The following is an 18,965-nucleotide window of genomic DNA, read 5'->3' as shown; positions in this document are numbered from 1 at the left end:
AAACCTCGATGTCCAATCCAGTCAGCGAACCGTTTTTTCGTCTGGACATAGCGGGTCTGCCCCATCCCCTTAACGTTTTGGCCTTTACCGGCACCGAATCCATCAGCGAACCGTTCGTGTTCGAGTTGCACCTGATCATCGATGACCCGCAGCTGGACCTGGGGGGGCTTATGTATCGCTGCGCCTACCTTCAGATTTCCGATGGCCAGGGCGGTATTCATGGGCAGATTCACGGGCTCAGCCAAGACCTTCATTGCGCCCCCCAAAGGCTTTGTCGCGTGCGGCTGGGGCCGAAGCTGGCGTGTCTGGCGCAACGTTACAATCAGCGTGTTTTCACCCGCCTTACGGTGCCTGAAATCATCAATCGGGTGCTGCATGAACACGGTATTCGGGAGGGGGGGTATTGTCTTGAGCTGACTGCTGACTATCGGGCGCGAGATTACTGCACCCAGTATCGAGAGTCGGATCTGCAGTTTCTCCAGCGTCTGTGTGCGCAAGAAAGAATCCATTATCACTTTCAGCATCAGCGGTGCGGCCACTGCGTGGTGTTTGCCGATACGCAGAGGAGTTTTCGTCGAAGCGACAGCTGCTTTTTTTCGACCGAAGGGCAGGCTCCTGCAATCCGCAAATTCAGTGTGCATGTACAGCTCAGGGCAGATGAGCCCGGTGAGCGGGCCGAACACGTTGCCGAGGGCCAAAGCGATCTCGCGTTGCTGCGCAGTGGTTCACTCATGCGCTTGTCCGGGCACCCTTTTACCGATTGGAACCACCTCTGGCTACTGACCAGCGTCCAGCATCAGGGGGTTCAGGCAGCGGCGTCGGAGTCGAGCGCGGCGTTTTCCGGTGAGTTGCCATCGGTGTGTCAGTACCGCAATCATTTCCGCGCTACGCCCCGGGAAGTCGCCTTCGTGCCTGCCAGGTCGTTGCCAGAACCGCGAATGAGCAGCATCCAGCGAGCCTGGGTAGTGGATGCCGGGCCAGCCCCTCAGGGGATGATCGCGGTGCAGTTTGAGTGGCTGTATCAGGGCCAGGGCTCTAATCAAGACCCCTGTTGGGTACCCGTATCGAATGAGCTTGCAGGCGAAACGACTCAAGGGTTGCAAGCCGGCATGGAGGTACTGGTCAGTTTTGCCCAGGGGGATCCCGACCAGCCACTGATCATTGGCTTCCTGCCAGCGGCGGTGTTCGGTACGGCGAATGTGCCGGGGGATAAGACACTTCCTGTGGCCGCAGGATCGTGCGAGGAGCCTGCATTGCTGCATGTTGACCTCGATCCAGCGAAGTTTGTCGGGGCCGGGCAAAGCATCCGGTTGGCAAACGGGCTTGAGCTGAGGTTCGAGGCTGGCAGTGAAATGCACTTCAAGGTCGGCAACAGTGCGGTCAAGCTCGACGCAGCAGGTCTCAGTCTTTTAAGTGCGCAGATCATTCTCGAGGCGCGGCAGCGATCGGCCGCCAGCGTCCCGATAGCCAGTGAACCGCCACCCCTGCCTGAACAGGAGCAATTGCTGGCGCTGGTGCAGGCCAGCCACCCTCTGGTGTTGCTGTGTTTGCTGCCTGAAGGTGGCAGCTTCACTCACTGCAAACAAAACATCTGCACGTGTCGCTTGCTGGCCAGGCCCGGTAAAAGTGGTGGGGTATGAATATCGCCGGGATGCCAAGGCATGCAGCCCAATGGTTGTTGCTCGATCTCCCGAGCTCACCGGAGTCTGGCTTGCTGCTGCGCCAACGCTTTGCCGGAGTCCGCTGCCGGGCACTTTTCGAGAGTACCGATGTGCATTCGCTGAGTGGACATGGACCGTTATTGATCGCGCTGGATCAACACTCGCCGCTGGTTGCGCTCAGTCAGTCCGAACCACAGGCCTGGCCAGGATTGTTCCTGGTCAGCGCGGCACCGTTACAGGAGCTGTTGATGCACCTGCGACGGATGCTCACCGTCACCTTGGGGCTGCACTACAAAGGCCTCTTGAGCTACTACAACCCACAGACCGCGAGTTATTTCTTCGATGCCTGTGACCCCCGCGAACTGAGTGACTGGTTGGGGCCGATCAGTCAGTTGTATTGGTATGGCGGGACCTGGGCCGACAAGGCGGTGGGTAGCCTGGGCTGGCAGCACCTGATGAATCCACGACTGCCGGGCAGCAGGCTGGTCATAGAACCCGGCCTGAGCCGCCGCCAACAAGACAAGCTGCAAGCATGCCTGCTGGAGCGCCATGCCTATCAGTGGAGTCGTTCGACGGGGAATGACTACAGCACTATCTGGTGCCATCTGGAGGAGGGACTCGAGCACGGCTTTCGGGACAACGCCGTGCTCGATGGCTGGCTGCGACTGCGTCTGCGTTACCCGGTGGCCAGTGTTCCCGAACGATTGAGTGGCAGCGCCCCGAGTGAGCGCCTCGAGCACTTGCGTCATATCTGGGAGCGTCATTCGCCCTGAACAGGGTGCTTTGATCAGTGGTGGCTGGCGCTGAACCAGCTGTCGTTTTTGCGCAGATGCCAGGCAAAAGCGCCGAGGGTCAGGCTTCGTAGCAGCATGAACAACAGAAATGTCAGCCACAGGCCGTGATTGCCGTAGCCCTGTAGAGCCCAGGCAAACGGCAATGCCAGGATGACGCTCAGCAACATGCCGTTGCGCATTTCCCGGGCCCGGGTAGCACCGATGAACAGGCCGTCGAGCAAGTAACTCCAGACTGCAATCAGCGGCAGTACAGCGAGGTAGGGTAAATAGCTGAAGGCTGTATCGCGCACACTCTGGATATCGGTCTGCAATTCGATGAACAGATGACCTGCCACCAGGAACAAGCCGGCGAAGCCCAGGCTGATCAGCAACGACCAACCACAGGCCACCACCAGCGAGCGGCGCAAGGCCTGCCGGTCACGGGCACCAATGGCGTGCCCGCACAGGGCTTCCACGGCATGGGCCAGGCCGTCCAGCGCATGGGCGGTCAACAGCAAGCCGTTGAGCAGCAGGGCATTGGCCGCAACCGTAGCGTCGCCCAGCCGCGCGCCCTGCACGGTGATCAGGAAAAACACCGATTGCAGCGCCAGGCTGCGAATGAAGATATCCCGATTCACCGCCAGCAGCGGTCGCCAGCTTTGCCACAGCGTCAGCGCGACCCAGGCAATGTGCCCCGGGTAGGCACGCAAGGCTTTGCGGGTCATGGCCAGACCCATCAGGGCACCGGTCCATTCGGCGATGACCGAGGCCCGTGCCGAGCCGACCACGCCCCATTCCAGACCGAGGACGAACCACAGGTTCAGCGCGATGTTTACCAGGTTGGTACTGAGCAGAATCGCCAGCGGCGCGCGTGCGTTCTGGGTGCCAAGGAACCAGCCCACCAGGGCAAAACTGGCCAGTGCTGCCGGCAGCCCGAACAGTCGGGTATGGAAAAAGTCCCGGGTCATCTGGTCGAGTTCGGCAGAAGGCTGCATCAGCTGCAAGGCAACGCCACTCAGCGGCACCCCGATGATCCCGAGCAGCAGCGCCAGGCCCATGGCCAACAGCAACCCCTGCAACAGGATTTGCCGAAGCGCCGCACCGTCGGCGCGCCCGGCGGCCTGGGCGGCGAACCCGGTGGAACCCATGCGCAGAAAACCCATGGACCAGGCCAGAAACACATACAGGTTGGCGCCGATCGCTACGGCGCCAAGTTGGTGGGCGTGGGGCAGGTGCCCGATCACCGTGCTGTCGACCAGCGCCACTAATGGAACAGAAATATTAGACAGAATCATCGGCGCCGCGAGAGCCCAGACGCGGTGATGGGTCAGGCGGTGGCGCCAGTCGGTGATCAGGGTGGACATGCAGGCTCCTTGCAAGACCGGGCATTGTAACGGTAGGAGCAGGTTTGGTGCCGAGCCTTTGTGGCGAGGGGGCTTGCCCCAATGTTGGCAGGTTATATGGGCTGCGGAACGGCATGACACCCCGCCGTCTGTAGGAGCTTTCGCAAGCTGCGATCTTTTGATCTTGGCGTTCAGCCGGTTTGGCGCCAGTGATATATAGTTCAAACCTTCGATACCCCTGCCAACGAGTGCCTCATGCTTAACAAAGGATTGTTCCTGGCCTGTGCGCTGGTGCTGCTAAGCGCTTGCGATTCGTCGACCCCGGATAAGGCACCGACCGCCGCGGCCCCCGCTGCGCCTGCTGCCCCTCCAGCGACGGTCAGCGCGCCGAAGGCCAAGGCGCTGCCGGATATCGAGGTGCTGAAGCAGCGCTACGTCGGCCGTGAGTTAAGCGTGGTGGACGTTTCCGAGGTTCAGCTCGATGGCGCGAGTACGCTGTCGGTGAGTTTCTCGGTGCCGCTGGACCCGGAGCAGAAGTTTGCCGAAAAACTGCACCTGGTGGACAGCAAAACCGGCAAGCTCGATGGCGCCTGGGAACTCTCCGACAACCTGATGGAGCTGCGTCTGCGCCACCTCGAGCCGCAACGCAAACTGGTGCTGACCATAGACCCCGGCCTGCGCGGGGTGAACGACGCCACGCTCGCCGCCGAGTACGTCAGCCGCCTGGAAACCCGCGACCTGCAACCTACCGTAGGCTTCGCCAGCCGTGGCACCCTGCTGCCGACCCGTCTGGCCGAAGGCCTGCCAGTGATCGCGCTGAACGTCGACAAGATCGACGTCGAGTTCTTCCGCATCAAACCCGAGGCGCTACCGGCTTTTCTCAGCCAGTGGGGCCGCAGCTCCAGCCTGCAAAGTTATGAGTCGCGCGAACTACTGCCGATGGCCGAGCTGGTCTACGGTGGTCGTTTCGACCTGAACCCGGCACGCAATACCCGGGAAACCCTGTTGCTGCCGATCGCCGGCCTCAAACAGTTGCAGCAGCCCGGCGTTTACCTGGCGGTGATGCGCGCTTCCGGCACCTACAACTACTCGCAACCGGCAACCCTGTTCACTCTGAGTGATATCGGCCTGTCGGTGCACCGTTATCAGAATCGTCTGGACGTCTTCACGCAAGCGCTGGAAGGCGGCAAAGCCCTGGCTGACGTCAGTCTCGAGCTGCTCGACAGCAACGGTAGGGTCGTTGGCCAAGGCAAGACCGAGAAGGGCGGCCACGCCGAGTTGCCTCTGCCGAAAAAAGCCGAAGTGCTGCTGGCTCACCAGGGTGAGCAGACCAGCATGCTGCGCCTGAACAGTGCCGCACTGGACCTGGCCGAATTCGATATCGGCGGACCGCAAGCCCATCCACTGCAATTCTTCGTGTTTGGTCCGCGCGATTTATATCGCCCGGGGGAAACCGTGCTGCTCAACGCCTTGCTGCGGGACAAGGACGGTAACGCGGTCAAGCCTCAGCCAGTGAGTGTTGAAGTGCGTCGGCCGGATGAACAGGTCAGCCGCAAATTCGTCTGGGATGCCGATGCGTCCGGCCTCTATCAATACCAATTGCAACTGGCCGGCGAGGCGCCGACCGGACGCTGGCAACTGGTGTTCGATCTGGGCGACGGCAAGCCGCAACTCTATGAGTTCCTGGTCGAGGACTTCCTGCCCGAGCGTCTGGCCCTTGAGCTCAAAGGCAGCGATGCTCCGATCAAACCAACGGACAGCGCCCGGATCAGTGTCAACGGCCGCTATCTCTACGGTGCCCCGGCCTCGGGCAATCGCCTGAGCGGCCAGGTCTATGTGCGTCCGCTGCGTGAGGCAGTCAAAGCCTTGCCGGGCTATCAGTTCGGCTCGGTCACCGAAGAAGAGTTGAGCCAGGATCTGGAACTGGACGAAACCGCACTGGACGCCGATGGCGAAGCGGTTATCGCCCTTGAAAGCAAATGGGCCGAAGCCAGGTCGCCGCTGCAACTGATCGTGCAGGCCAGCCTGCAGGAGTCCGGAGGCCGTCCGATTACTCGTCGCGTGGTCCAGCCGGTATGGCCGGCGGATCGGCTGCCAGGGCTGCGCGCCTTGTTCGAGGGTGAAGAAACCGACGGCGACGGTCCGGTCGAATTCGAGTTGCTGGTGGCCAACAATGAAGGCCAGAAACTGGCGGCGGACAACCTCAAGGTGCGCTTGGTGCGCGAGCGCCGTGATTACTACTGGAACTACTCGGAGAACGATGGCTGGAGCTATCACTTCAACGAAAAATTCCTCAACCTTGACGAAGAAACCGTCAGTATCAAGGCTGGAGATACCGCGAAAGTCAGCTTCCCGGTGGAGTGGGGCCCGTACCGCGTCGAAGTCGAAGACCCGCAGACCGGCCTGGTCAGCAGCTTGCGTTTCTGGGCAGGCTACCGCTCTCAGGACAACGCCGAAGGCGGCGCAGTGCGTCCGGATCAAGTCAAGCTGGCGCTGGATAAACCCGCCTACGGCGATGGCGATACGGCCAATGTGACCGTCACCCCGCCCGCTGCCGGTCAGGGCTATCTGCTGGTGGAGTCCGCCGACGGCCCGTTGTGGTGGCAGGAAATCGACGTGCCGGCCGAAGGCAAAAGCTTCGCGGTCAAGCTCGATCCGAAATGGTTGCGGCATGACCTGTATGTCAGCGCCTTGGTGATTCGTCCCGGTGAGCGCAAGGCCAACATCACCCCGAAACGTGCGGTTGGTGTGCTGCATCTGCCCTTGGACAGGACCCAGCGCAAACTCGGCCTGACGCTGAGTGCCGCGGAAAAAATGCGTCCGAAACAGCCACTGACAGTGAAAATCCAGGCGAAAAATGCTGACGGCAGCGTACCGAAACAGGTGCATGTACTGTTAGCCGCGGTGGACGTAGGCATTCTCAATATCACCGAATACCCGACCCCGGATCCGTACTCGAGCCTGTTCGGTCGCAAAGCCTACGGTGCTGACCAGCTTGATATCTATGGGCAACTGATCGAGGCCGGGCAGGGCCGTTTGGCCAGCCTGGCATTCGGCGGTGACGCGGCACTGGCCAAGGGCGGCAAGCGCCCCGATACCAGCGTGACCATCGTTGCCCTGCAAAGCGCACCGGTGACCTTGAACGAGCAAGGCGAGGGCGAAGTCAGCGTCGACATCCCGGACTTCAACGGCGAACTGCGCTTGATGGCCCAGGCCTGGACCGACGACCGTTATGGCATGGCCGAAGGTAAAACGGTGATCGCCGCGCCGCTGATTGCCGAGCTCTCGGCACCGCGGTTCCTCGCCGGTGGTGACCAGACGACGCTGGCCCTGGACCTGTCGAACCTCTCGGGCAAAGCGCAGAAACTGACAGTGCAGCTAAGTGCCGAGGGCCAGTTGGGCCTGCTCGGTGAAGCGAGCCACAACGTGCAACTGACCCAGGGCCAACGCACGACCCTGCGGATTCCGGTGCAGGCGCTCGGTGGTTTGGGCCAAGGGAAGGTCAAGGTGCTGGTCAATGGCCTCGATCTGCCGGGTGAGAGCCTGCCGCCGTTTACCCGCGAATGGACCCTGGGTGTGCGCCCGGCTTATCCGGCGATGCTCAAACATTACCGCGCGGTGCTCAAGGATCAGCCGTGGGAGCTGCCGGAAGCTGAACTGGCGGCTTTCGAACCCGCCGGACGTGAAGCCCTGCTCAGCCTGTCGAGCCGGCCACCGCTGAACCTTGGCGAACAAATCCGCGCGCTCAAGGCTTACCCCTATGGTTGCCTGGAGCAAACCGCCAGTGGCCTGTATCCGTCGCTTTATGCTGACGCCGCGAGCCTCAAACGCTTGGGCCTGGAAGGCGAGCCGGATGCCGATCGCAAGCGCAAGATCGAACTGGGCATCGAACGCCTGCTGGGCATGCAGCGTTACAACGGCAGCTTCGGTCTGTGGGGTGCTGATGGTGAAGAAGAGTACTGGCTGACGGCCTATGTCACCGACTTCTTGCTGCGTGCTCGCGAGCAAGGTTTCGCGGTGCCGCCCGAGGCGCTGAAAAAAGCCAGTGAACGGCTGCTGCGTTATCTGCAGGAGCGCAACCTGATCGAAGTGAACTACAGCGAAAATGCCGAACACACGCGCTTCGCGGTGCAAGCCTATGCCGGTCTGGTATTAGCCCGCAGCCAACAGGCGCCGCTGGGCGCGCTGCGCAGTCTGTTCGAGCGTCGCACCGATGCCCGTTCCGGCCTGCCGCTGGTGCAACTGTCCATCGCCTTGCAGAAAATGGGTGACCAGCCACGTGCCGATCAGGCCTTGATCGCAGGGTTGACGGCCTCACGCACCAGCAAGGACTGGCTCGCCGACTATGGCAGCCCGCTGCGCGATCAGGCGCTGATCCTGGCACTGCTCGAAGAAAATGACCTGGCCAAGGGCAAACGTGAGGAGCGTCTGTTCGAGTTGTCCGACCAACTGGCCGCCAGCCAATACCTGTCGACCCAGGAGCGCAACTCACTGTTCCTCGCAGGTCGTGGCTTGCTGGGCAAACCCGAAGCCAGCTGGACGGCGCAATTGCACAGTGGGGATGAAACCCGTGAGCTGAGCAATAACCAGCCAGGCCTGAAACTCGAAGGTGCGCTGCTGGGTTTGCCGTTGACCCTGCACAATGAAGGCAGCGAACCTGTGTACCAGCAGCTGACCATTTCCGGTTATCCACAACAGGCGCCGGTCGCCGGTGGGGTGAACCTGAGCATTCGTCGTGAGTACCTGGGCATGAATGGCCAACCGTTGAACCTCAAGGCCTTGGCCAGCGGTGATCTGGTGCTGGTGCACCTGGCGGTCAGCGCCAAACAGCGAGTGCCGGACGCCCTGGTGGTGGACATGCTGCCGGCGGGACTGGAACTGGAAAACCAGAATCTGGCCCAGAGTGCCGCGAGCCTGGAAAACGCCAGCCGCAAGGTCAAGGAATGGCGCGAGTCGATGCAGAACGCCAGCCTCAAGCATCAGGAATTCCGCGATGACCGCTACGTCGCGGCGATGAACCTGGACGGCTACGGCACCACGCACCTGCTGTACCTGGCGCGAGCCGTCACACCGGGTATCTACCGGGTACCACCGCCGCAAGTAGAGTCGATGTACCGGCCGAACTGGCAGGCAGTGGGCGAAACTCCACCGCAGATGGTGATCAAGGGAAGATGATTTCGAGCAAGGCGCGGTACCTGTGGCGAGGGGGCTTGCCCCCGCTCGGGTGCGCAGCAGCCGCAAAGCCTGTGAATGCGGTGTGCCTGACAAAATGTGGTTGCAGGTTTCAGGGCCGCTTCGCCCCCCAGCGGGGCGATGCGGCGTTCCGACAAACCCCCTCGCCACAGGCTCAATGAATAATCCAGCTCAACAACCACAGCCCCAACATCAGCCAGATAATTCCCATGATGATCGAGGCCCGCATAAAGGCGCGGATTGCCGAGTACAACAGCATCAGGCCGACGATCAGCGCGATGAGGCTGATGATCGAGGCATCCATGCCGAGCGTGCGGGATAATCCTTCTACGAAATTGCTGCCGGCATTGGCCAGGAGATTGAACAACCCACTGAGGCCATCGACGATAAACCGGATGACTGAGCCGAGTGCCTGGCCGAGCCATTCGAAAAAGCTTTCTACCTGCATGTATGCGTCCTGATGAGAGAGTTGGCGTTGATACCAGACCTGAGCCTTGGGCCATCATGTGTGTTGGCGAGTTCCCTGAAGCATAGAGGTTTGCCGGTTTGAGTTTGCGATTAGTTATTCAACCTCTGCGATCCCTGTGGCGGCGGGTTTGCCAGCGAACGGGACGGCAAGGTGTTTCAGGCAGAGTGCTCCCACAGGTCAGATTTCTGCGGTGGGCTTCAGGCTGCCTGGTGCTTTTGATCGCGCTACTCTGGCTTGCCGACCGCCTCTGGCCGCTGCCCTTGCCCCAGGACGACCTCGCGCGCGTGGTGCTGGCCGAAGACGGCACACCGCTGTGGCGTTTTGCCGATGCCAATGGTGTATGGCGCTATCCGGTGGAGACCCACCAGGTCTCGCCGTATTACCTCGATGCCCTACTGACCTACGAAGATCGCTGGTTCTACCAACACCCCGGTGTGAACCCGTTGGCGTTGGGCCGTGCCGCATGGCAGAACCTTACTGGCGGCCGTGTCCTGTCGGGCGGCAGCACGTTGTCGATGCAGGTCGCGCGGTTGCTTGATCCGCACTCGCGCACGTTGTTCGGCAAACTGCGGCAACTCTGGCGCACCGCGCAACTGGAATGGCACCTGTCCAAGGATCAAATCCTCAACCTGTACCTCAACCGCGCACCATTCGGTGGCACGTTGCAAGGCGTGGCGGCGGCCAGTTGGGCATATCTGGGCAAACCACCGCAGCAGTTGACCCACGCCGAAGCGGCGCTGCTGGCGGTTCTGCCCCAGGCGCCGAGTCGCTTGCGCCCGGACCGCCACCCGGCGCGGGCTCAAGTGGCCCGGGACAAAGTCTTGCGGCGTCTGGCGCAGTTCCAGGTATGGCCGCAGTCAGCGGTCGACGAAGCGTTGGAAGAACCCCTGCTGCTGGCGCCACGCCTGGAACCAAGCCTCGCGCCGTTACTGGCGCGACGCCTGAACCGTGCGGACAGCCCGCCACTGATCCGCACCACCCTCGACGCGACCTTGCAGCGACGTCTTGAAGACTTGCTGCTGGGTTGGCGCGCGCGCTTGCCGGAGCATACGTCTGCAGCGATTCTGGTGGTCGAAGAAGAGACCATGGCAGTACGCGCCTACCTCGGCTCAGTGGATATCAACGACGCCAGGCGCTTCGGTCATGTGGACATGATCAGTGCCATGCGCTCGCCCGGATCGACCCTCAAACCCTTCCTCTATGGCATGGCCATGGACGCCGGGCTGATCCATTCCGAATCACTGCTGCAGGACGTGCCGCGCCGTTATGGCGACTATCGGCCGGGCAATTTCTCCATGGGCTTCAGCGGTGCCGTGCCGGCCAGTACCGCGCTGGCGACATCGCTGAATCTGCCAGCAGTGCAACTGCTCGAAGCCTACGGGCCAAAACGCTTTGCTGCCGAGATGCGCATTGGCGGAGTGCCGCTGACACTGCCGGCATTGGCCGAGCCGAATCTGTCGTTGATTCTCGGCGGCGCCGGCAGCCGTCTGGAGGACCTGGTCAGTGGTTACAGCGCTTTCGCCCGTGGCGGCAAGAGCGCCAATATTCGATTGCAACCGGACGATGTACTGCGTGAGCGACCCTTGTTGTCGGCGGGCTCGGCATGGATCGTGCGGCGGATTCTCAGCGGCCAGGCGCGACCCGATCGCGACCCCCGCGCCGAGCTGGTGCAACGCCCGGTACTGGCCTGGAAAACCGGCACCAGTTACGGTTTTCGTGATGCCTGGGCGATTGGCGTGGGTCCCCGGTACCTGATCGGCATCTGGATCGGCCGCCCGGACGGTACCCCGGTGCCGGGCCAGTTCGGCCTGGCCTCGGCAGCGCCGCTGATGCTGCAAGTCCACGATGTATTGATCAACCGCGACAGCCAGCGCGGAGTCAGCGTCCCGGTACAGCCGGTGCCGATGAACGTCGGCGTGGCGGCGATCTGTTGGCCGTTGGGCCAGCCCATGAACCGTAGCGACCCCAATTGCCGGCGCCAGCGATTCGCCTGGACCCTGGACGGCACCACGCCACCCACCTTGCAGGCGTTGGACCAGCCACTGGGTGTCGGCTTGCTGGAGAAAATCCAGGTCAACGCCAAGGGCTTGCGGGTCGACGCCAAATGCCCGGGTGCCGTGGCGCGTGACATCGCCTTATGGCCGGCACCGCTGGAACCCTGGTTGCCAAGGGTGGAGCGTCGTGAAGCACGCTTGCCCGCCAACGATCCAGAATGTCCGGGGCCGATGCTGTCGGCCGCGTCGCCCTTATCGATTGTCGGCGTGCGCGAAGGCGACCAACTGCGGCGCCCGGCCGCCAGTCAGGAGCTGTTGCGCTTGAATCTCTCGGCCCTGGGCGGCAGCGGGCGACGCTGGTGGTTCATCAATGGCGCACCGCTGGGCGACAGCGCCAATCAGGACAGCATCAACGCAACCTTCGATCAGCTCGGTCGCTATCAGCTCAGTGTGCTGGATGAAGGCGGGCAGACGGCACGGGTCGAGTTCAGCGTTGTGGATTAGCCCGCTCCCACAGGAACGCCATGATGCTTGTGGGCGCGGCGGTGCGGCGATCCGACTTGCTCGCGAATGATTGCAGACTTACCGAGGTTTAGCAGGCCGTCCGCTGCACTTGCTTCCTGCGATCATCCCCCCGAAGCTATACGCCTTCAGGAGAGCCCGATGAACCTAGACGAACTGACCGAACGCCTGCACGCCATCCGCGACCGTAACGACTGGCGCCAATTCCACAGCCCGAAAAACCTGGCCATGGCCGCCAGCGTGGAAATGGCTGAACTGGTCGAAATTTTCCAGTGGCTCAGCGAGGACCAGTCGCGGCAATTGCCACCGGAAAAACTTGCCCATGCCGGACAGGAAGTCGGTGACATCGTGCTTTATCTATTGTTGCTGTGCAGCGAACTGGGGCTGGACATGGAGCAGGTGGTACGCAGCAAGCTGGCGGACAGTGAACGGAGGTTCAGTTGATGGGTGATCGTCATTTCGATCAGTTGGCGACTCGTTTTGCCGAGAAAATCTACGGCGGAGCCAAAGGCGCGATTCGCCTCGCGGTGCTCCAGGCCGATCTGGCCGAAACCTTGCCGGATCGCCCGCTGCGGGTGCTGGATATCGGTGCAGGGTTGGGCCATATGTCCTTGTGGCTGGCCCAGCGCGGGCATCAGGTGACGTTGGCCGAACCTGCCGAACCGATGCTCGAAGGCGCTCGCCAGCGTTTCGCCGAGGCCGGGCAGACCGCGACCTTCATTCAGGCGCCCTGGCAGGACCTGCTGGGTCAACTCACCGAGCCTTACGACCTGGTGCTGTGCCACGCAGTGCTGGAATGGCTGGCCGAACCCCATGCAATCTTGCCGGTGCTGCATCAGTTGACCACCAAGGACGGTTGGCTGTCGCTGGCGTTCTACAACCGTGATGCGCTGATTTACCGCAACCTGCTCAAGGGCCACTTCCGCAAGATGCGCAAGAACGACATGGCCGGTGAAAAGCAGAGCCTGACGCCACAGCAGCCGCTTGATCCGCGTGAATTGGCCGCGCAACTTGAAGGCCTGTGGACGGTCGAAACCCAGAGTGGGGTACGGGTTTTTCACGACTATATGCCGGTGGAATTCCAGGCCCGCGCCGAGTTGCTGGACTTGCTGGAAATGGAACTGGCCCATCGTCGTCACCCAAGCTTTGCCGGTCTTGGGCGCTATTTGCACTGGATCTGCCGTCCGGTTTAAGTGGTCTGGTGGACTAACAGAACTAGCCACACAGGCCACTATTTAGTGGAGAGGGAAATGAAACGCCGTTTCGGATTATTCCTGTTGTGCCTGGGGCTGGGCGCTTGTCAGGGCAGTAATCCTTATGTCGCCAGCTCCAGGCCGATTCCGCCAGCGCCGCCGCAGGCGGCCAACACCTTCGACCCCAGCGCCTACCCGGCGCCACAACGGGACTACGCTCGCTACCGCAGTTGGGCCTGGCTCAACGGGCATTTGCCCACGGGCTCGGCATGGGCCGATTCAGCGCAGATCGCTGAAGCGGTCAGCAATGGTCTCGACCAACGTGGTTTGCGCCCGCTGCATGACAACCGCCCGGCGGACCTGTGGGTCAGCGCCGATGTGAGCCTGGAAACGCGCCTGCGTCAGGTGCGAGACGATTACGGTTATGGCGGTTATGGCTATGGCGGTTACAACCGTTACGGCAGCGGTTACGGGATGTATAACACGGTGCCGATCGTGCGCACCTACGAGGTGCAAGTGGTGGTGGTGCGGGTCGATCTGTTCGACGCCGCGAGTGGCCAGCCGGTGTGGAGCGCCAGCGCCGAAACCAGCAGCCAGGGCAGCATGAGCGCACGCGCCGATGCATTACGCGAAGCTGTGGAAAAGGCCATGTCGGCGTATCCTCCTAATTGAGGCACTCCCTCTCAGGTTCATGTCTTCAACCGGAGAATAATCATGTTCCGCCATCTTTCCTTACTGGCTTTCGCCGTACTGCTCGGCGCCTGCCAGAGCCAGGTCAATCAGGACTTCGATGCCAGTCGTGACTTCGCTGCCTACCGCAGTTGGAGCTGGAAAGAACCCGCTCTGCAATATCGCCCGGACGATCCACGGATCAAGAGCGACCTGACCGAGCAGCGCATCCGCCAGGCGGTCAGTGATCAGCTCGATCAACGCGGTTTGCGTCCGGCGTCCGGCGCCAAAGGCGACCTCAATGTGCAGACCTACCTGATCGTCGAAAATCGTCAGCAACAAGTCACCACCAACTACGGTGGCGGCTACTGGGGTAGTCCATGGCACGGTTACTGGGGAGCGCCGATGTACGAAACCCGCAATGTCACCTACAAGGTCGCGACCATTCAGATCGACCTGCTGGATGCCAGGGACGGCAAGCTGGTCTGGCGAGGCAGTGACGAGCAAACGCTCAGTAGCACGCCTAACCCGGCAGACCGTAGCGCCGCCGTGCGCGAGACCGTGGCCAGGATATTGGCCAATTACCCGCCGAGGCAGGGCGGATATTGATTGGAAGGTTAATGTCGTCCGACACATTAATGGTGGCGAGGGGGCAAGCCCCCTCGCCACAGGTGGCAAACTGCAGGCAAAGGAGTGCTCGATGAATACCGCGAAAGAATCACAAATACCAAAGCGAATTCAATCGCCACGGCGCCTTTTTGCGTTCTTGGGAGGCCTACCTTCATCAGTGCGTCTACCCTGACAGTACTACGTCATGTCAGCATAGAATCATTCAGCCAAAAGGGACGCTTTTTACCTGATGCAGAGCTTAATGCTATTTATCTGGTTGGCTCTCTGCGCTGCGCAGGACATTCAGCAACGCCAAATTGCCAATAGTTTGACCCTTGGCGCGACGATCATTGCCCTGGTGTATTTGCTGTGGAACAGCACCACCTGGATGGGAGCGAGCGCAGAACAGGGGGTTGGGGCGTTCTTGCTGGCGCTGGCCTTCACCTTGCCTGGCTATGCAATGGGGCGCCTGGGGGCGGGTGATGTGAAACTGATGGCAGCACTGGGGTTGGCGAGCGACACCATGCACCTGTTGGGAACCTTCATTGGTGCGGGCATCGCCAGTATCGTCTGGCTGCTCATGGCACCCAGGCTCTGGCCGCTGATAAACAAAAAACTTAGAGCCCATCTGCAATACCTGGATCCTAACGAATCGACCCAACAACCCTTTGCGCCGTTCGTTCTGGTCGGGATGTTGCTGGCCGTCGCCTGGATCAATTAGCCGCCTGAGCTATGAGCGTTATGTACACAGTCAAAAAGTGCGTCTATTTTCAGTGCGTGGACAGCCATTGGCTGTCGGTGCAGGAAAAATCAGTCTTCGGTTTGCCCGGCATGGAGTCGCACGTGATCAAGCTTAATTCTCCGATGAAAGTACTCGTAGTCGACCATCAGCCGCAGATGCTCGACGAACTGTGTAGGTTTCTGGAAAGCAGCGGTTACCGTTGCATTCCCTGCACATCCAGCAAGCAAGCCATCGAACGGTTTAGCGAAGACCCTGAAATCGGTCTGGTGCTGTTCGATTTGCACCTGGCAAAACCGTGCGGCATTCAACTGGTGCAGGCACTGCAGGAGCTCGCCGGCAAACAGCGAGTGTTCGAAGCGATCATGCTGACCAAGGCGTCTGACAAACAGCAAGTGATCAAAGCCTTGCGTGCCGGGGTCGCCGACTACTACCAGAAGCCTGTCGATCTGGATGAATTGCTCGAAGGCCTGCGGCGCCAGGAAGGGGTCGTGCAGGAGCGCGTGAAACATCTTCAATTGAGCCATCTGAACCAAAAACTGCAAAGCCTCGCCGATTCGATCGACACTCTTTATCAAGACCTTGACGAGGTTCGACGGGAGGCGGCGAGCGAAACTCAAGCCGGCGAGATTCCAGCCATCCTCAATCAGCTGTCACCGCGCCAATTGGACGTCGCCCGCCTGGTGAGCAAGGGGCAAACCAACTACCAGATCGCCTGCGAACTGGGTATCACCGAAAACACCGTGAAACTTTACGTATCCCAAGTGCTGCGCCTGACCCAGATGCACAATCGCACGCAACTGGCGCTGGCCTTGGCGCCAGGGCATTCGGCGTTGACGAAGCGGGCGGCACTTTAGTGACCTGGTAACTCACTGTGGCGAGGGGGCTTGCCCCCGCTCGGCTGCGAAGCAGTCGCAAACCCTGAGAATAGGGTGTGCCTGACACAACTGGGTTGCAGATTTTAGGGCCACTTCGCGCCTCAGCGGGAGCAAGCCCCCTCGCCACAAGGGGTTGCGCCAAGCCTGCTTCCGAGGGATTGGATTTTAGGACTTTTCCGACAGGCTTTCGTGTTGCTTTGGCGCAGGCCAGCGACTAGTCTTCGCGTGTCGCTGCAAAATCAGCGATCGGGTTTGGTCGCCCGGGTTTAGAATGGCGCACAGTGCCGCGCGAGCGGTTTTTTTGTGCTTGCTTTATGGCGAGCTGTGCGTGGGAGGGCCTAGGCCCTGCCGGGTTTCCATTCCCTGGTCGACCAACCTGCGTACAGCTCGCCACCCTTCTGCTTGGTCGCAGTGGTGGCGAACTCCAGCTAATTGAATGGAGCTTCACCATGCATAAAGTCACCCCCAACCCCCCTGAAACCCCCAGCATTTCCCCCTACGAATCACTCGACTCCAACAAACTCCATCAGGCGGCTCAGCGCGCGCTTGATCACTACCTGCCGCCGGTATCCGACAGGCCCAGGCTGGCAATCCCCAACCCGCTCAACCTCTTCGCCGTAGCCCCAGACCTTGATAGTGAAACGCTGCTGGCCAATGCCTCCGAAACGCTGGCTGGCGCCCAGGCCATCGCCAGCGACCTGGCTTTCGAACTCGAAGGCTCGCTGCGTAGCGTGGGGTTGGCGATTTACCAGTTGATCGAACTGAGTAAGTTATTGGTGGATAAGGCACTGGACCAGGTGGACTCGCCGGAGTGTCAGGTGAAGGTGTAGGGCGCGATTCGTCAGATGAGCAATTGTTGAATGGAAGACCCAATCGCGAGCAAGCTCCCACAAGGAATCCGAGCCAGGCGCAGCTGGCGTGATTGGCACATAACCTGTGGGAGTCGCGCAACCCAATTGTCCGAACCCAAGCAGGCACTTGGCGGGACGGTTGTCCCGTAATCGGCTAATCTCGATCCTATTCGATTGCCTACTCAGTCACAGGTACTGCGCATGAATCTCCTATCATCTCCACGACAACAGCTTCTCCTTGTGGACGACGAAGAGGACGCCCTCCTTGAATTGGCGGGATTGCTGGAGGGCGAAGGCTTTTGTTGCTTTACCGCGACCTCGGTCAAGCTCGCCTTGCAACACTTGACTCGCAACCCGGATATCGCGCTGGTGATCACTGATCTGCGCATGCCGGAAGAAAGCGGCATGTCGCTGATCAAGCGCCTGCGTGAACACACCTCGCGCCAACACTTGCCGGTGATTGTGACCTCGGGGCATGCCGACCAGGACGACGTCAGTGACATGCTGCGGCTGCAGGTGCTGGACCTGTTCCGCAAACCCATCTATCACGTGCGCCTGCTGGAAACCCTGAACAACCTGTTTCCGCAGCCGATGGTGTATCAGGCCAATTCTTAGGGTTGTGCATTCCTTCCGCGATATCACGATAATCCTTAAAAGATCGCAGGCTGCGCCAGCTCCTACAAGGGCTCGCGTACACCGGTCATTTATAGGCATTGTCGTATACTGCTGCGCCTCATTCCCCCGCTGGAGAACACTATGCCCGCCCCTGTCTGGTGGCTGCTTTGCCTGCCCTTTATCGCCGGTGCCTTTCTGCCGTTGCAAGCAGGGATCAATGGTCAGCTAGCCAAGCAGGTTTCCAGCGTTCTGGCGGCGGCATTGGTTTCTTTTTTTGTCGGGTGCGTGGCGTTGCTGCTGTTGGTCATGGTTCAACGTGAAGTGCCAACCCTGAGCGCGCTGAAAAGCCTGACCTGGTGGCACTGGAGCGGCGGGCTGCTCGGTGCGTTCTTCATCACCACCGCGGCGTTTGCCGGGCCGCGCATCGGCGCCATGTTGTTCATGACGCTGGTGCTGGCCGGGCAGTTGGGCATGGCCTTGGCGCTGGACCATTTCGGTTGGGCGGGTTTTCGCGAAGCGCCGATCAGCGCCGGCAAGATTGCCGGGCTGGTGCTGATCCTGGCCGGAGTGTTTCTTATCCGGCGCGGTTGAGTCGCGGTCTCAGGTAATCGGCCGCCAACTGCCGGTCATATGTTCCAGGTCGCCGATCCCTATCAATTGCAAGTCTCCACTGGAGCCCGGTGCGCTGGTCAGCAGTGTCACCTCGCTGGGCAGACGCACCGGTTTCTTGAACTCCACCGTGATCTCTACCTTGGAGGCGGGCAGGTGCTCGCTCAGGGCCGCCAGGGTGCGCGCCTTGTTCCACAAACCATGGGCGATGGCCTGGGGGAAACCGAACAGTTTGGCGCTGGCGGCGCTCAGGTGAATCGGGTTGTAGTCCCCGGAAACTTTGGCATAGCGCCGGCCGATATCCGCGGGAGCCCACCAGCGAGTCAGTTCGCTCAAGGTCACTGCCGGGCTTTGCTCTTCGACGATGGGCTCGCCCGGTAACTCGACGCCCTTGCACAGCATGCGGCTTTCGGCTTCCCATAGCAGCCCGAGGGGATCTTCGAGGGTGGTGATCAGATCGAACACCGCACCTTTGGCGTGAGGCTGCAGGTTCTGCACGTGGACGCTGACCCGTACGCTGCTGACGCCACCCATGGGCCGCAAGACGCGGATGCGGTTGGCCAGATGGATAAGCCCCAGTAGCGGGAAAGGGAAGTCTTTGGCCGTAAGCAGTTGCATCTGCAAGGCGAACGCCAGCACATGGGGGAAGGTTTGCGGCAGCAAGCCATTGCCGACAAAGCCGCAGACTCTTCGATAAGCCTCCAGTCGTTTGTGGTCGACATCGACCCAGCAACGTAGTCCGTCTTCCGGCAGCGTGGTGCCGGTGATCTTGCGCCGCGTGGCCGCCCGCACATACAGCTCGGGCAAGTGTGGGGCGTGGTTCAAGGGGTGCCAGTTGACTGCCATG

At 61.0% G+C, this 18,965-nt stretch carries 16 protein-coding genes and 1 pseudogene; 13 read left to right on the top strand and 4 right to left on the bottom strand.

Going from position 1 to position 18,965, the window contains the following annotated elements; all coding sequences use genetic code 11:
* The first annotated feature begins 8 nt into the window (after positions 1 to 8).
* Both AC3IUA_RS26980 and AC3IUA_RS26975 read left to right on the top strand, forming a co-directional pair.
* Entirely contained in the window at positions 9 to 1,640 is a 1,632-nt protein-coding gene (locus AC3IUA_RS26980; protein WP_489357858.1) for a type VI secretion system Vgr family protein, read from the top strand.
* Positions 1,637 to 2,434 (top strand): DUF4123 domain-containing protein, encoded by a 798-nt coding sequence (locus AC3IUA_RS26975; RefSeq protein WP_489357857.1) that lies wholly within the window; start codon positions 1,637 to 1,639, stop codon positions 2,432 to 2,434. The genes AC3IUA_RS26980 and AC3IUA_RS26975 overlap by 4 nt, the downstream gene beginning before the upstream one ends.
* Before the next feature lie 14 nt (positions 2,435 to 2,448).
* On the opposite strand, the gene AC3IUA_RS26970 is transcribed toward AC3IUA_RS26975, so the two are convergent.
* The gene (locus tag AC3IUA_RS26970; RefSeq protein WP_489357856.1) at positions 2,449 to 3,798 is read right to left on the bottom strand and encodes an MATE family efflux transporter; all 1,350 of its coding nucleotides are present in this window, start codon (positions 3,796 to 3,798) and stop codon (positions 2,449 to 2,451) included.
* A 234-nt stretch (positions 3,799 to 4,032) separates the two neighbouring features.
* On the opposite strand from AC3IUA_RS26970, the gene AC3IUA_RS26965 reads away from it, so the two are divergent.
* A complete protein-coding gene (locus AC3IUA_RS26965) occupies positions 4,033 to 8,952 on the top strand; it encodes an alpha-2-macroglobulin family protein (RefSeq protein WP_489357855.1) in 4,920 nt (1,639 codons plus the stop codon).
* A 172-nt stretch (positions 8,953 to 9,124) separates the two neighbouring features.
* Here AC3IUA_RS26965 and AC3IUA_RS26960 read toward each other — a convergent pair whose 3' ends face one another.
* Complete coding sequence (locus AC3IUA_RS26960) at positions 9,125 to 9,418, bottom strand: hypothetical protein (RefSeq protein ID WP_489357854.1); 294 nt, start codon at positions 9,416 to 9,418, stop codon at positions 9,125 to 9,127.
* A gap of 206 nt (positions 9,419 to 9,624) precedes the next feature.
* Between AC3IUA_RS26960 and pbpC the strand changes: the two genes are divergently transcribed.
* The 5 genes from pbpC (at position 9,625) to AC3IUA_RS26935 (ending at position 14,426) form a co-directional block, all read left to right on the top strand.
* Complete coding sequence (pbpC, locus tag AC3IUA_RS26955) at positions 9,625 to 11,937, top strand: peptidoglycan glycosyltransferase PbpC (protein ID WP_489362501.1); 2,313 nt, start codon at positions 9,625 to 9,627, stop codon at positions 11,935 to 11,937.
* A gap of 159 nt (positions 11,938 to 12,096) precedes the next feature.
* Positions 12,097 to 12,399: a MazG-like family protein gene (locus AC3IUA_RS26950; RefSeq protein WP_489357853.1), complete on the top strand. Its 303-nt coding sequence runs from the start codon at positions 12,097 to 12,099 to the stop codon at positions 12,397 to 12,399.
* A complete protein-coding gene (locus AC3IUA_RS26945; RefSeq protein ID WP_489357852.1) occupies positions 12,399 to 13,148 on the top strand; it encodes a methyltransferase domain-containing protein in 750 nt (249 codons plus the stop codon). Before AC3IUA_RS26950 ends, AC3IUA_RS26945 begins: the two co-directional genes overlap by 1 nt.
* Positions 13,149 to 13,205: 57 nt before the next feature.
* Positions 13,206 to 13,820: a DUF4136 domain-containing protein gene (locus tag AC3IUA_RS26940; protein WP_489357851.1), complete on the top strand. Its 615-nt coding sequence runs from the start codon at positions 13,206 to 13,208 to the stop codon at positions 13,818 to 13,820.
* Between the two features lie 42 nt (positions 13,821 to 13,862).
* Positions 13,863 to 14,426: a DUF4136 domain-containing protein gene (locus AC3IUA_RS26935; RefSeq protein ID WP_489357850.1), complete on the top strand. Its 564-nt coding sequence runs from the start codon at positions 13,863 to 13,865 to the stop codon at positions 14,424 to 14,426.
* Between the two features lie 107 nt (positions 14,427 to 14,533).
* On the opposite strand, the pseudogene AC3IUA_RS26930 reads toward AC3IUA_RS26935, so the two are convergent.
* Positions 14,534 to 14,602, bottom strand: a pseudogene (locus AC3IUA_RS26930) (pilus assembly protein); the annotation flags it as partial.
* 74 nt (positions 14,603 to 14,676) lie between these two features.
* On the opposite strand from AC3IUA_RS26930, the gene AC3IUA_RS26925 reads away from it, so the two are divergent.
* The 5 genes from AC3IUA_RS26925 (at position 14,677) to AC3IUA_RS26905 (ending at position 18,100) form a co-directional block, all read left to right on the top strand.
* A complete protein-coding gene (locus AC3IUA_RS26925; RefSeq protein ID WP_489357849.1) occupies positions 14,677 to 15,147 on the top strand; it encodes a prepilin peptidase in 471 nt (156 codons plus the stop codon).
* Between the two features lie 122 nt (positions 15,148 to 15,269).
* Positions 15,270 to 16,022 carry a response regulator transcription factor gene (locus tag AC3IUA_RS26920; protein ID WP_489362499.1) on the top strand — a complete coding sequence of 251 codons (753 nt, stop codon included), beginning with the start codon at positions 15,270 to 15,272 and terminating at the stop codon, positions 16,020 to 16,022.
* Between the two features lie 470 nt (positions 16,023 to 16,492).
* Complete coding sequence (locus tag AC3IUA_RS26915; protein ID WP_489357848.1) at positions 16,493 to 16,873, top strand: DUF6124 family protein; 381 nt, start codon at positions 16,493 to 16,495, stop codon at positions 16,871 to 16,873.
* Between the two features lie 222 nt (positions 16,874 to 17,095).
* Positions 17,096 to 17,509: a response regulator gene (locus AC3IUA_RS26910; protein WP_489357847.1), complete on the top strand. Its 414-nt coding sequence runs from the start codon at positions 17,096 to 17,098 to the stop codon at positions 17,507 to 17,509.
* Between the two features lie 141 nt (positions 17,510 to 17,650).
* Complete coding sequence (locus AC3IUA_RS26905; RefSeq protein WP_489357846.1) at positions 17,651 to 18,100, top strand: DMT family transporter; 450 nt, start codon at positions 17,651 to 17,653, stop codon at positions 18,098 to 18,100.
* Between the two features lie 9 nt (positions 18,101 to 18,109).
* Here the strand turns inward: AC3IUA_RS26905 and AC3IUA_RS26900 are convergent, their stop codons facing one another.
* Positions 18,110 to 18,964 (bottom strand): MaoC family dehydratase, encoded by an 855-nt coding sequence (locus AC3IUA_RS26900; protein WP_489357845.1) that lies wholly within the window; start codon positions 18,962 to 18,964, stop codon positions 18,110 to 18,112.
* Position 18,965 lies beyond the last annotated feature (1 nt).

The organism is Pseudomonas sp. KH_050 (assembly GCF_057838875.1).
This window is presented reverse-complemented; position numbering and strand designations above follow the sequence as displayed.

Coding starts and splice junctions, on each gene's coding strand:
- AC3IUA_RS26910 (WP_489357847.1), top strand. CDS start 17,096: ATGAATCTCCTATCATCTCCACGACAACAGCTTCTCCTTGTGGACGAC.
- AC3IUA_RS26905 (WP_489357846.1), top strand. CDS start 17,651: ATGCCCGCCCCTGTCTGGTGGCTGCTTTGCCTGCCCTTTATCGCCGGT.
- AC3IUA_RS26940 (WP_489357851.1), top strand. CDS start 13,206: ATGAAACGCCGTTTCGGATTATTCCTGTTGTGCCTGGGGCTGGGCGCT.
- AC3IUA_RS26945 (WP_489357852.1), top strand. CDS start 12,399: ATGGGTGATCGTCATTTCGATCAGTTGGCGACTCGTTTTGCCGAGAAA.
- AC3IUA_RS26925 (WP_489357849.1), top strand. CDS start 14,677: ATGCAGAGCTTAATGCTATTTATCTGGTTGGCTCTCTGCGCTGCGCAG.
- AC3IUA_RS26965 (WP_489357855.1), top strand. CDS start 4,033: ATGCTTAACAAAGGATTGTTCCTGGCCTGTGCGCTGGTGCTGCTAAGC.
- AC3IUA_RS26900 (WP_489357845.1), bottom strand. CDS start 18,964: ATGGCAGTCAACTGGCACCCCTTGAACCACGCCCCACACTTGCCCGAG.
- AC3IUA_RS26960 (WP_489357854.1), bottom strand. CDS start 9,418: ATGCAGGTAGAAAGCTTTTTCGAATGGCTCGGCCAGGCACTCGGCTCA.
- AC3IUA_RS26970 (WP_489357856.1), bottom strand. CDS start 3,798: ATGTCCACCCTGATCACCGACTGGCGCCACCGCCTGACCCATCACCGC.
- AC3IUA_RS26975 (WP_489357857.1), top strand. CDS start 1,637: ATGAATATCGCCGGGATGCCAAGGCATGCAGCCCAATGGTTGTTGCTC.
- AC3IUA_RS26915 (WP_489357848.1), top strand. CDS start 16,493: ATGCATAAAGTCACCCCCAACCCCCCTGAAACCCCCAGCATTTCCCCC.
- AC3IUA_RS26950 (WP_489357853.1), top strand. CDS start 12,097: ATGAACCTAGACGAACTGACCGAACGCCTGCACGCCATCCGCGACCGT.
- AC3IUA_RS26980 (WP_489357858.1), top strand. CDS start 9: ATGTCCAATCCAGTCAGCGAACCGTTTTTTCGTCTGGACATAGCGGGT.
- AC3IUA_RS26935 (WP_489357850.1), top strand. CDS start 13,863: ATGTTCCGCCATCTTTCCTTACTGGCTTTCGCCGTACTGCTCGGCGCC.